Source organism: Porticoccaceae bacterium LTM1, assembly GCA_030252795.1.
GTDB lineage: Bacteria > Pseudomonadota > Gammaproteobacteria > Pseudomonadales > Porticoccaceae > SCSIO-12696.
In genome coordinates, this window is record CP127080.1 from 632501 (window position 1) to 645241 (window position 12741).

The following is a 12741-nucleotide window of genomic DNA, read 5'->3' on the forward strand; positions in this document are numbered from 1 at the left end:
TCGAGTCTTAATAGGGCGTTGAGTTGCTGGGAGTAGACCCGAAACCCGGTGATCTATCCATGGCCAGGATGAAGGTTGGGTAACACTAACTGGAGGTCCGAACCCAAGTATGTTGCAAAATGCTGGGATGAGCTGTGGATCGGAGTGAAAGGCTAATCAAACCGGGAGATAGCTGGTTCTCCTCGAAAGCTATTTAGGTAGCGCCTCACGTCTTACCCTCGGGGGTAGAGCACTGTTTCGGCTAGGGGGTCATCCCGACTTACCAACCCGATGCAAACTCCGAATACCGAGGAGTACAATCGTGGGAGACACACGGCGGGTGCTAACGTCCGTCGTGGAAAGGGAAACAACCCAGACCGTCAGCTAAGGTCCCAAATTACAGTTAAGTGGGAAACGATGTGGGAAGGCTTAGACAGCTAGGAGGTTGGCTTAGAAGCAGCCACCCTTTAAAGAAAGCGTAATAGCTCACTAGTCGAGTCGGCCTGCGCGGAAGATGTATCGGGGCTCAAACTGTAAACCGAAGCTACGGATGCGTGCTTGCACGCATGGTAGAGGAGCGTTCTGTAAGCCGTTGAAGGTGTGTTGTAAGGCATGCTGGAGGTATCAGAAGTGCGAATGCTGACATGAGTAACGTTAAAGGGAGTGAAAAGCTCCCTCGCCGGAAGACCAAGGTTTCCTGTCCAACGTTAATCGAGACAGGGTTAGTCGGCCCCTAAGGCGAGGCAGAAATGCGTAGTCGATGGGAAACGGGCTAATATTCCCGTACTTCTTGTGGATGCGATGGAGGGACGGAGTAGGCTAGGTGATCAGGGCGTTGGTTGTCCCTGTATAAGCGAGTAGGCTGGGAGTTTAGGCAAATCCGGACTCCTAAGGCTGAGACGCGATGTCGAGTCCTCTTTTGGACGAAGTCATTGATGCCATGCTTCCAAGAAAATCTTCTAAGCTTCAGTTCACAAGAAACCGTACCCCAAACCAACACTGGTGGTCAGGTAGAGAATACCAAGGCGCTTGAGAGAACTCGGGTGAAGGAACTAGGCAAAATGGTACCGTAACTTCGGGAGAAGGTACGCCGGTTTTGGTGATGGGACTTGCTCCCTAAGCTGAGGCTGGCCGAAGTGACCAGGTGGCTGCAACTGTTTATCAAAAACACAGCACTGTGCAAACACGTAAGTGGACGTATACGGTGTGACGCCTGCCCGGTGCCGGAAGGTTAATTGATGGGGTTAGCGTAAGCGAAGCTCTTGATCGAAGCCCCGGTAAACGGCGGCCGTAACTATAACGGTCCTAAGGTAGCGAAATTCCTTGTCGGGTAAGTTCCGACCTGCACGAATGGCGTAATGATGGCCACGCTGTCTCCACCCGAGACTCAGTGAAATTGAAATCGCGGTTAAGATGCCGTGTTCCCGCGGCTAGACGGAAAGACCCCGTGAACCTTTACTACAGCTTTGCACTGAACTTTGAGCCTATTTGTGTAGGATAGGTGGGAGACTTTGAAGCGATGTCGCTAGATATCGTGGAGTCGTCCTTGAAATACCACCCTGGTATGTTTGAGGTTCTAACTCAGGTCCGTTATCCGGATCGAGGACAGTGTATGGTGGGTAGTTTGACTGGGGCGGTCTCCTCCCAAAGAGTAACGGAGGAGCACGAAGGTACACTCGGCATGGTCGGAAATCATGCTATGAGCGCAAAGGTAGAAGTGTGCTTGACTGCGAGACAAACTCGTCGAGCAGGTACGAAAGTAGGTCTTAGTGATCCGGTGGTTCTGTATGGAAGGGCCATCGCTCAACGGATAAAAGGTACTCCGGGGATAACAGGCTGATACCGCCCAAGAGTTCACATCGACGGCGGTGTTTGGCACCTCGATGTCGGCTCATCACATCCTGGGGCTGAAGCCGGTCCCAAGGGTATGGCTGTTCGCCATTTAAAGTGGTACGCGAGCTGGGTTCAGAACGTCGTGAGACAGTTCGGTCCCTATCTGCCGTGGGCGTTGGAGAATTGAGAAGAGCTGCTCCTAGTACGAGAGGACCGGAGTGGACGAACCTCTGGTGTTCGGGTTGTGTCGCCAGACGCATTGCCCGGTAGCTATGTTCGGACAGGATAACCGCTGAAAGCATCTAAGCGGGAAGCCCCCTTCAAGATAAGTTCTCCCTGGGATTTTAAATCCCCTAAAGGGCCGTTAAAGACTATGACGTTGATAGGCTGGGTGTGGAAGCGTTGTAAGGCGTTGAGCTAACCAGTACTAATTGCCCGTGAGGCTTGACCATATAACTGAAGTTACTGATCAGTGACGTAGGACAAGTAAGTAAGACACGCTTGAACAGAAGCAGAGCAACAGAAAAAGACTTAAGAATTTACCACCCTATTTGGAACCGGAAACTGCACTCATCACGAGGTAAGACTAAAACCGATCCAAGCCAGTTTGCCTGGCGACCATAGAGCATTGGAACCACCTGATCCCATCCCGAACTCAGAAGTGAAACGATGTATCGCCGATGGTAGTGTGGGGTCTCCCCATGTGAGAGTAGGTCATCGCCAGGCTTTAAATCAAAACGCCCTGATTCGAAAGAGTCAGGGCGTTTTACTTTGTGCCGGGAAAATGTTGGGTGGCTGGCGCTGACCGACGGCAATGGCTCGCGACGTCCTGTCCCTCGGGCTGCGCCCGTCTCGCGGTGCTCGACGCCCAAACCGGCCTCCTGCCGGTTTGTCGCCAGGCTTTAAATACAAAACCCCAGTCGCTATGCGGCTGGGGTTTTGTATTTATGGCTTTTTGACTTAGTGTTACGGAAGTCGGGCTCCATGTGACAAATTTGTCGGGAACAAATTTGGGCGCCGCAGCAACGCGCAGGCGGTCCGCAGGACCGAGGGCCGGGAGGGCCCGAGTCACTGTAGGTCGTGGAAACTTGATGAAGCCCGTTAAGTGGTCAGGGCGTTTTACTTTGCGCTCAGGATGACAAGACCGTCATCGCGAACAGCGTGAAGCAATCCAGTGTCTTCCCTACTGATTTAAATGTGCCGGCGCTAAATGAATTTGTATGGCGTGATATTGGTTTGTGTTAGTATGCGCGCCTCAATGATCTGACTGGTTGGTGAATATGTCTGTCTCGCAAAAATTAGCGGACATAACCAGCTGCATCGAGCATCCTGTTCAATGAAATCTATCGCTGTTTTAGCTCTGCTGATATCAATGATTACCACTATATCTGTAATAGATGCAGATAGTAGTGCGTGGGTTGATAGTGGCGAATTTTATGCGGAATCAGCCCAGGGGTTCGATAAAGTAGATACGGATGATGTAATTACGGTGACGCATCATCTTCAGTCTTTTCTGTCGGGCCAATCAACTCCAGTCCTGTGCAGGTTATTAGCTCTAACAGCACCCTGCATCCACTCCATTATTCGGGCACCACCTGTCTTTGTTCAGTCCTATCAATTAGTGTGAGTAAGCACTAGTTAATCATCTACACTGAATTAATTTGCTGTTATCTGTTTTAACAATCCTTTGACAGGGGTTTTAAATGATCAAGTTAGTTTTCGCCGTATTGTTGGCGACAATCTCCCCGGTGGTATTTGCAAATACCACTGAAACAGGAACGATACTCGACCTAACTGGCAGTTGGCCGGGTTATCTGGCCTTAGCCATTTTCGCACTGGGTTACCTTGTGGTGATCGGGGAAGACTTTCTGCATATTCGAAAATCCAAGCCTATGCTGCTGGCGGCGGGCTTGATCTGGCTGATTGTGGGTGCGGTTTACTCGCAACATGAGTTGAGTGAGATATCGGCAGATGCGTTTAATCATAATCTGCTCGAATACTCACAACTTTTGCTGTTCCTTCTGGTTTCAATGACCTACATAAATGCTCTCGAAGAGCGTCATTTCTTTGATGCGATCAGACTCTGGTTACTGAATAAAGGTTTTAACCTGAGAACACTCTTCTGGGTTACCGGGATTATGGCATTTGCTATTTCGTCATTTGCCAACAACCTGACTACAGCAATGTTGATGTGCGCGATTATTTTGAAAATGGCCAAAGACAATCGCCAGTTCATCACTATTGCCTGTATCAATATCGTTGTTGCAGTTAATGCTGGTGGTGCATTCAGTCCCTTTGGTGATATCACTACGCTAATGGTGTGGCAGTCCGGGAAAATCGATTTCTTTGGCTTCTTTGTACTGTTTGTTCCGGCGGTTGTTAACTACCTGGTACCTGCTGCCATAATGAGCTTTTTTGTCAGTAAGGCAGCACCAGATGTTACAAATGATGAAGATTTGGAGATGAAGCGTGGTGCGATAAGGATATTTATACTGTTTATCCTGACCATCGCAACTGCCGTAATTGCCCAGAACTTTGTGGGATTACCAGCGGTAATGGGAATGATGTTGGGCTTGGCCTACTTGAAGTTCTTTGGCTTTTACCTGCGCAAAACACTGCCTAAATCATTGGCGAAAAAACGCACTGCAGCAGAGTTGAGAAATGACCAAAAAGCGCTTCTCCGTCTTGGTAATATTCTGCCATTTGATGTCTTCAGTAAAATTGCCAACGCCGAGTGGGATACGTTGCTGTTCTTTTACGGTGTTGTAATGTGTATTGGCGGGCTTGGTTTTATCGGGTATCTCTCATTGCTTTCCGGCACTCTCTACTCAAGTTGGGATCCAACCTGGGCCAACGTCTTTTTGGGACTTATGTCAGCCGTGGTAGATAACATTCCTGTGATGTACGCGGTGCTGGAGATGGATCCAAATATGCCAATCTCCCAGTGGCTTCTGATTACCATGACCGCAGGTGTCGGTGGCAGTATGTTGTCTGTTGGGTCGGCAGCCGGTGTGGCCTTGATGGGGCAGACCAAGGGTATTTATAACTTCACCAGCCATATGAAGTGGAGTTGGGTGGTATTGCTTGGTTATATAGCATCAATTGCTGTGCATCTTTGGCTGAACGGCTGAGGATTGCGGTGAATTTGCGGTTGAAGCTGCTCCTGCATGCTGTTTGCTAACAGTAGGAGTAGCTTTAGATCGAGTAGACTCCTGTCAATGTAGGATACAAAAAAGCCCGGTTTGAAACCGGGCTTTTTTGTATCTCTGAAGCTTACTCTTCGAGGTAACGCTTGCGAGAGTCCAGAATCTCCTGGCGCGCTTCTTCAATACCGGCCCAGCCGTCAACTTTAACCCACTTGCCCTCTTCGAGGTCTTTGTAGTTCTCGAAGTAGTGTTCAGTTTGTTTGAGCAGCAATTCAGGCAGGTCATGAATATCCTGAACGTGGTCGTACATTTTGGTCAGTTTGGAGTGTGGTACAGCAATCAGCTTGGCATCGGGACCAGATTCGTCGGTCATCTTCAGCATGCCAACCGGGCGGCTGCGTATTACAGAGCCAGGTACAACCGGGTGCGGGGAAACCACCAGAACATCCAGGGGGTCGCCGTCTTCAGACAGAGTCTCAGGGATGTAGCCGTAGTTAGCCGGGTAGAACATAGGGGTGGCAACGAAGCGGTCAACGAACAGTGCGTCGCTTTCCTTCTCGATCTCGTATTTGATCGGGTCGTGGTTGGCCGGGATCTCAATGATCACGTTGATATCGTTGGGCAGGTCTTTACCGGCCGGAATGCGGTTATAGCTCATCGAGGGAACTCTCTTTGATAGGTAAATCCGGGTTCATTCAGGCGCGCAATTATAGCGATGCCACCTGTTGATTACTAGTTAATCAGGTCGTAGCGCCCGGTTGATATGGGTCAAGGCCGTATAGCTAAGTTCAAAGTAAAGTCCCAGCTGCATATCTTTATTTATGGTGGGGAAACTATGACTCAAATGCAGCAATCCGGTCAGCAGTTGGTGTGGGACAATGAGCTCATCTCCAGGTACGACCTCAGTGGTCCGCGATATACCTCCTATCCTACCGCTCCCCAATTTCACGATGAGTTTGGACGTAAAGAGTTTGCCGAAGCCGTTGAGCGCAGTAATCTGGCTCGCCGACCACTGTCACTCTATTTTCATATCCCGTTTTGTAGCCGGGTCTGCTATTTCTGTGCCTGCAACAAGATTATCACCGCCAATCGAAAACGCTCCCAGCCATATCTGGAAAGGGTCTACCGGGAGCTGGAGATGCAGGCCGAGCTCTTTGATACTTCCCGACCGGTCAAGCAATTACATTGGGGTGGCGGAACACCTACCTTTATCAGCAACGATGAAATGAGAGAATTGATGGCGCAGACCCGCCGTCACTTCAAACTGCTGGATGATGACCAAGGCGAGTATTCGGTAGAGCTTCACCCTGGAGATATGACAGTAGAGACACTGCGTTGCCTGAGGGAAATCGGTTTTAACCGGGTGAGTATGGGTGTGCAGGACTTTGATCCCATTGTTCAGCGTGCGGTAAATCGCTTTAATTCTGTTGAACAGGTGCGGGCGCTGGTGGATGTGGCTCGTGAGGAAGGCTTTAAGTCGATCAGTATGGACCTGATTTACGGGTTGCCGCACCAAAGCTGGGAGAGCTTCAGTCAGACCATCGACCACATTATTAAGTTGAGCCCTGACCGCCTTTCAGTATTTAACTACGCTCATATGCCTCACCTGTTTAAAGTCCAGAAACAGATTGACGAAGCCGCATTGCCATCTGCCCAGGAAAAGTTAAGGATGATGGAAGGAGCTGCGGAGAAGTTACAGGCTGCCGGATATGTGTTTATAGGCATGGATCATTTCGCCAAGCCAGATGATGAACTGGCTGTTGCACAGCGTGAGGGCAAGCTGCACAGGAATTTTCAGGGTTATGCCACTCACGGTGACTGCGACATGCTGGGTTTTGGCATCTCAGCGATTGCTGCTATCGACAATGTGTTTTCCCAGAATCATAAACAGCTGGATGATTACTACAGTGCTATAGATTCCGGAGAGTTACCGGTAGCACGTGGTTTTATTCGCAGCCAGGATGATGAAATTCGTCGTCAGGTTATTATGGAGTTGATTTGTCAGTTCTCGCTTAAAAAGTCCGATATTGAGCAACATTGTGGAATTGATTTTGATGAATATTTCGCTGAGGAAATGAAAGAGCTAGAGGTGATGGTTCGTGATGGCCTGCTGGAAATCGGTGATCAGGAGATTACCGTACTACCTGCAGGACGCTTGTTGATTCGTCGTGTCTGCATGGTGTTTGACGCCTATGCAAGAGCCCAGCGAAACCAGATTCGCTATTCAAAGATTATTTGATTTGCGGCTAAAGCCACCTCGGGGTAGCCCGTATGGAGCGATAGCGTAATGCCGGAAGGCTAGAGGTAATTGTCCTGCATTACGCTTTGCTACATGCAGGCTACTGTCATGAGTCTCATTTCAATATCCCTCTCAGAAGAGTAGAATCCTCGCAGTATTTAGTACCCAAGGGGTGGTCGACGACCTGAGACAGCCTTAGCTGAACCCTTTGAACCTGATCCGGTTAGTGCCGGCGTAGGGACTGGGGCAACCCTTCAGTTCGATTCCTCGCAGCAGTACCGGGTCTCCCATGATTTCAATCGGAGACTCAAATGAAATTCCAAAAATCCATTTTAACCACGGCAATAGCGTTGGGCATAAGTAGTATTGCCCAGGCTGATACCATTGAAGAAGTCATCGTTACCGCTGATTTTCGCGATGGTAAATTGCTTGAATTGCCAAACAGCGTAACGGTTATTGATCAGCGTACTATCGAAGAGCGCAATGCTCATCACATCGAACAGTTGATCAATCTCGCGCCAAACGTGAACTTCTCCAGTGGTGCATCACGTGGTCGATATTTTCAGGTGCGTGGCATTGGTGAGCGCAGCCAGTTTGTGGAGCCACTTAATCCTGCAGTTGGTGTGATTGTCGACGGTATTGACTACACAGGACTTGGCCTGGCTGCCAATACACTTGATATCAAACAGGTTGAAGTTCTGCGAGGCCCGCAAGGTACTCTCTATGGTGCCAACGCACTGGCTGGCTTGATAAACCTGAAGAGTAATGACCCCACAGATATGTTTACTGCTACTGTCAGTGCGGAGTTGGCGGACTATAACTCGAATGTTACCAGTGCAGTTATCAGTGGTCCCTTGAATGAGTCTGTGGGTTACCGTTTGGCGGTTCAATCCCAGAAGAGCGATGGATTTATTGAGAACATTTTCCTTAACCGGGATAACACCAACAATATTGATGAGTTTAATGTTCGCGGAAAACTTCTGGTTGAGTTGGCTGCCGATTTAACGATGGAACTGACTGGCCACTTCCTTGATGTTGATAATGGTTATGATGCTTTCTCACTGGATAATACCCGTGAAACATTGTCCGATGAGCCAGGCCATGATCGACAAAAAACCAAAGCTACTGCGGTAAAACTGCATTGGTCAGGAAGCGAATTATTTGATCTGGTTGCCGTAGCAAGCCTTGCGAATTCTGACACTGAATATGGTTACGATGAGGACTGGACCTATGAGGGTATTCACCCGTGGGGTTATGTCTCTTTTGATAATTATCAGCGTGATAATGAAAATACCAGTGTGGATATTCGATGGGTTTCCAAAACCGCCCATGATGAACTGGGTTGGGTGGCTGGTATCTACCATCGCTCACAGCAAGTCGATTTGTTGCGCCAGTACACCTATATCAGCGGTGACTTCACCAGCCGCTATGAAACCGATAATACGGCGCTGTATGGACAACTGAATATTCCTCTGTCTGATAAAATGGCGTTGATAACCGGGATTAGATACGAGCAGCGCGAAGCTGAATATCGCGATAGCGAATTGCTGGCCTTTGACCCGGATGAAAATCTTTGGGGAGGGCGTATTGCGCTGGAATATCAAGTGACTGACAGCACTATGCTTTATGGGCTTGTTTCCCGCGGATATAAAGCCGGTGGTGCCAACAGTAATTCATCTATCCCGGCAGACTTGCGTTCTTATGACACTGAATTTATGTGGAATTACGAAGCAGGTCTGAAAGGAAACTGGCTGGATAACCGCCTGCAGATTCAGGCTGCGCTATTTTACCAGGATCGAAAAGATGTACAGGCCAAGCAGTCCTTCATTGTTTTGAATCCGGATTTTTCGACGTCGTTTTTTGATTACATCAGCAATGCGGCAGCCGGGGAATCAACCGGATTTGAACTGGAACTAAACTTCCGTGCTACCGAGCAGTTGAACCTGTTTGCTTCTATTGGCCTGTTAAATGCCGAATTTGATGGTTTTCTGAGTTACACACATGCTGATGCTACCGACACAACACCGGTTGACCTGGAAGGGCACGACGTAGCACAGGCGCCAAACTATCAATTTATATTGGGTGGAAATTATCAATTCAATGATCAATGGGGCCTGAGAGTTGAGGTCGAAGGAAAGGATAGTTACTACTTTTCCGATCGCCACGAGGAGAAATCCCGTTCTTATGAGCTGCTCAATATGCGCTTGAACTATGCATTGAATAATTGGGAGTTGGCACTCTTTGGCAGAAACCTGACGAACGAAGATGTTTATGTTCGTGGTTTTGGCAGTTTTGGGAATGATCCACGCAAATTCTATATTACTGAGCCTTATTACCAGTACGGTGAACCACGCATGGTCGGAGTATCTGCTAATTATCGATTTTGATTAGAAGCTGTTTCATAACTACTGCGCTCGTTACGTTATGAAACAGCCTCTAAGGCTATTTGTCATTCCCGCAAGAGTGGGAATGACAAAATAAATTGATACCTATACTGAAAGGAATACTTATGAAACTTACTGTCGAGATCAGTATGTATCCGCTCAAGGATAACTATATTCCACCTATTGATGGCATTATTGCCCGATTTAACAGTTATCCTGAAATCAAGGTAAAAACCGTTCCCACCTGTACCCTGTTGACCGGGGATTATGATCGTTTGATGGAAATTCTGTCAGTCGAAGTGAAGCACTGCTTTGAAACCTATGGCAAGGCAGTTTATGTAACCAAGTTATTGCCGGGTATGGAAGCGCCACTGTGATGGACGTGGCTCAGGGCGGGTTGCAGCAGTTTTTACAACTGTTTCTCGGCTGGGAAGGCGCAGCAGTGATATTCGCAATTGCCTATTTGTTATTGGCAATACGGGAGTCCATGCTTTGTTGGTATGCCGCCTTTGTCAGTTCCATGATTTTTGCCGTGGTATTTTGGGATGTCTCCCTGCTGATGGACTCGGCATTAAGTATCTATTATGTGGTGATGGCCGTTGTCGGATGGTATGAGTGGAAGCGGGGTGGGAAGGATCACAGTGGTGTGAAAGTGCATCGCTGGGGTGTTCGACACCATGCTCTTGCAATCACCGGAGTTGTTGTCGCTTCGATGGTTTCGGGTTATTTATTGGCGGAAAATACCAATGCGGCCTGGCCTTACCTGGATTCATTCACTACATGGGGAGCGGTATTAACTACCTGGATGGTGACTCGAAAAGTATTGGAAAACTGGATCTATTGGGTGGTAATTGATGGGGTTTCCATCGCGCTTTACATAGAACGAGGACTCTACCCGACAACCATATTGTTTGTGGTGTATACCATCATGGCTATATGGGGCTACTTCACCTGGCGGGAGCACTTGCATGAATCTGCAAACCGCACTGCAAAGCTGGCCTGATTGGCAGCTCGGTTTTACCGAAGCCCCACAACTGATTGAGCAACTCGAGGGCGGCCTGACTAACCGGACATTTCTATTGGGATGCGCTGGCAGGCAATGGGTGTTGCGGATCAATGCGGTCAATAGTGAAAGTCTTGGGATTGATCGCCAACTTGAACAGCATGTTCTCGGTTTCACGTCTAAAGCTGGTCTATCGCCTCGGAAATACTACTGCGATCCTGATTGGCGGTTTTTGGTCACCGAATTTTTGCCTGCCTGGTGTCCGCAAGAACTGGGACAGTCTGAGCTTAAACAGCTCGCCGAGCGAATGCGTGATCTTCATCACCTGCCAATTACCGGAGTCCCTCACGTCGATTACCTGGAGTACACGGAAGCCTATGTACAAAGGCTGCGCGATCAGTCTCGCTGGCCTGCCCGGTTGGCAGAAGTAAGAGAACGGGAAGTGAGGCATATCGAAAAATTTCAGTCAGAAACAGCCGGAAACCCCTCAGCTCAGTTCGGCCTATGCCATCACGACCCCTCCCCAATGCATTGGCGTATTCAAGAAACAGGGCTTTGTTTGATAGACTGGGAGTATTCAGCAGTGCGCGATCCGGCTTGTGATCTGGCACTGCTGATTGATAGTTGGCGGTTGTCAGATGAGCAGCAATCGATGCTGCTGGCTGAGTATGGCGATATCGCAATGCAGCGGGTTTCTGACGCCAGAAGGGTGTGCCGCTATGTGAACCGCTTGTGGTTTGCCTTACAGGCAAGTGATGATGAGAGTGAATGATGAATAAAGAATTATATTTGCAGCATGTGGCACGCAAACTGGACGTGTTCAGGGGCTTCATGGCTGAACTAGGGTATGAACAACTGCTGATCAGCTCTGGCCAGATCAAGATCCAGTTTCAGGATGACATGAGTTATCCGTTCAAGGCCAATGTCTACTTTAAAGAGTGGCTGCCTCTGAACAAGCGCCAGGATTGCTTTCTGCTGATCTCAATGGATGAGCGCCCAGAGTTGTATCTCAACAATGCTGAAGATATCTGGCATACAGCTCCGCAAAATCTGCCGGAAGGTTGGGACGAGCCATTTGATCTTGGCTATTTTGAGAATCATCAGCAACTGGCCGAGCAGCTTAATTTGGATAGCACCAAGCTGGTTTATCTTGGTGAAGACAACGAATTCAAACTGCCTGCTGAACGCGTTAACCCGGTGGATTTGCGAAATCACGTAGATTACCAGCGACGCTTTAAAACACCATACGAGCACGCTTGTATGCGTGAAGCTAACCGAATCGCAGCTTCCGCTCACGAGGCCGCCCGCAAAGCGTTTATGTCGGGTGCATCCGAGCTGCAAATTATGGCTGCCTATCTGGAAGACTGTAATTGCTCCGAAAATGAAATGCCGTACCCTGTGATTGCCGGGTTAAATGAGCATGCTGCCGTTTTGCACCACTTTATGCTGGACAGAACAGCACCGGCAGAGCACCGTAGCTTTTTGATTGATGCCGGTGTGGATGTTAATGGCTATGCTTCTGACATTACTCGCACTTACGCGTTTGATCCCACCTGTGAATTTGCCGAAATGATTGCTGTGATGGATCAGAAGCAGCAGGAGTTGGTGGAAGCTGGCGCAATTGGCAAGAGCAATATTGAGTTACACAAACTGTCCCACCTGAAAATTGCCGAGGTTCTGGATCAGTTCAATATTATTAACGTTTCCGCTGAGGAAGCCGTATCTTCCGGTTTAACGAATACTTTTTATCCGCATGGACTGGGGCATGGCATTGGTGTCAATGTGCATGACAAAGGGGGCAACCTCAAAGACCCATCCGGTGAACTGATACCTGCTCCTGCAGAATACCCGCGTTTACGTAATACCACAGACTTTGTGGCCACTCAGGTGCACACTGTTGAGCCGGGGCTTTACTTCATTCCGGCACTGCTCAATAAACTCAAGGGTACCGAGCTGGAGTCCAAGCTAAATTGGGATCGTGTGGAAGCATTTATCCCTTACGGTGGTATTCGTATCGAAGACAATATTGTCCTCCACGAAGATGGCACGCTGGAAAACCTGACTCGCGACGCTCAAAAAGCGCTGCTGGGTTAATCGAAGATCTCAAGGGCATTTTTAGAAGTGCCCTTAATGCCTGTGCCACTATACTGTGTCACA

Annotated in this window: 8 protein-coding genes, 2 rRNA genes and 1 riboswitch (1 of these 11 running past the window's edge); of the genes, 9 read left to right on the forward strand and 1 reads right to left on the reverse strand. The window is 48.8% G+C overall.

Annotated elements, in window-relative coordinates; translation table 11 throughout:
• The 3 genes from QP938_02915 to nhaD all read left to right on the forward strand — a co-directional run.
• Positions 1–2264 (forward strand): 23S ribosomal RNA (locus QP938_02915); it begins 616 nt to the left of the window's first position.
• 158 nt (positions 2265–2422) lie between these two features.
• Positions 2423–2538 (forward strand): 5S ribosomal RNA (gene rrf / locus QP938_02920).
• Between the two features lie 977 nt (positions 2539–3515).
• Entirely contained in the window at positions 3516–4943 is a 1428-nt protein-coding gene (gene nhaD / locus QP938_02925; protein WIO74872.1) for a sodium:proton antiporter NhaD, read from the forward strand.
• 142 nt (positions 4944–5085) lie between these two features.
• On the opposite strand, the gene ppa is transcribed toward nhaD, so the two are convergent.
• Positions 5086–5616 (reverse strand): inorganic diphosphatase, encoded by a 531-nt coding sequence (ppa, locus tag QP938_02930; protein WIO74873.1) that lies wholly within the window; start codon positions 5614–5616, stop codon positions 5086–5088.
• Positions 5617–5793: 177 nt separating this feature from the next.
• Between ppa and hemN the strand changes: the two genes are divergently transcribed.
• The 6 genes from hemN to pepQ all read left to right on the forward strand — a co-directional run bounded on the left by hemN (position 5794) and on the right by pepQ (position 12678).
• Positions 5794–7197 (forward strand): oxygen-independent coproporphyrinogen III oxidase, encoded by a 1404-nt coding sequence (hemN, locus tag QP938_02935; GenBank protein WIO74874.1) that lies wholly within the window; start codon positions 5794–5796, stop codon positions 7195–7197.
• Between the two features lie 158 nt (positions 7198–7355).
• Positions 7356–7456, forward strand: a riboswitch (TPP riboswitch).
• A gap of 52 nt (positions 7457–7508) precedes the next feature.
• Positions 7509–9584: a TonB-dependent receptor gene (locus QP938_02940; protein WIO74875.1), complete on the forward strand. Its 2076-nt coding sequence runs from the start codon at positions 7509–7511 to the stop codon at positions 9582–9584.
• 122 nt (positions 9585–9706) lie between these two features.
• A complete protein-coding gene (locus tag QP938_02945) occupies positions 9707–9958 on the forward strand; it encodes a hypothetical protein (protein ID WIO74876.1) in 252 nt (83 codons plus the stop codon).
• A complete protein-coding gene (gene pnuC / locus QP938_02950; GenBank protein WIO74877.1) occupies positions 9955–10584 on the forward strand; it encodes a nicotinamide riboside transporter PnuC in 630 nt (209 codons plus the stop codon). The genes QP938_02945 and pnuC overlap by 4 nt, the downstream gene beginning before the upstream one ends.
• Positions 10550–11356 carry a phosphotransferase gene (locus QP938_02955; protein WIO74878.1) on the forward strand — a complete coding sequence of 269 codons (807 nt, stop codon included), beginning with the start codon at positions 10550–10552 and terminating at the stop codon, positions 11354–11356. Before pnuC ends, QP938_02955 begins: the two co-directional genes overlap by 35 nt.
• Positions 11356–12678, forward strand: a complete 1323-nt coding sequence (gene pepQ, locus QP938_02960; protein ID WIO74879.1) for a Xaa-Pro dipeptidase — start codon at positions 11356–11358, stop codon at positions 12676–12678. The genes QP938_02955 and pepQ overlap by 1 nt, the downstream gene beginning before the upstream one ends.
• Positions 12679–12741: the final 63 nt, after the last annotated feature.

Excerpts from the sequence above, each read along its gene's own strand:
- QP938_02940 (WIO74875.1), top strand. The coding sequence starts at position 7,509 with ATGAAATTCCAAAAATCCATTTTAACCACGGCAATAGCGTTGGGCATA.
- nhaD (WIO74872.1), top strand. The coding sequence starts at position 3,516 with ATGATCAAGTTAGTTTTCGCCGTATTGTTGGCGACAATCTCCCCGGTG.
- ppa (WIO74873.1), bottom strand. The coding sequence starts at position 5,616 with ATGAGCTATAACCGCATTCCGGCCGGTAAAGACCTGCCCAACGATATC.
- pepQ (WIO74879.1), top strand. The coding sequence starts at position 11,356 with ATGAATAAAGAATTATATTTGCAGCATGTGGCACGCAAACTGGACGTG.
- QP938_02955 (WIO74878.1), top strand. The coding sequence starts at position 10,550 with ATGAATCTGCAAACCGCACTGCAAAGCTGGCCTGATTGGCAGCTCGGT.
- hemN (WIO74874.1), top strand. The coding sequence starts at position 5,794 with ATGACTCAAATGCAGCAATCCGGTCAGCAGTTGGTGTGGGACAATGAG.
- QP938_02945 (WIO74876.1), top strand. The coding sequence starts at position 9,707 with ATGAAACTTACTGTCGAGATCAGTATGTATCCGCTCAAGGATAACTAT.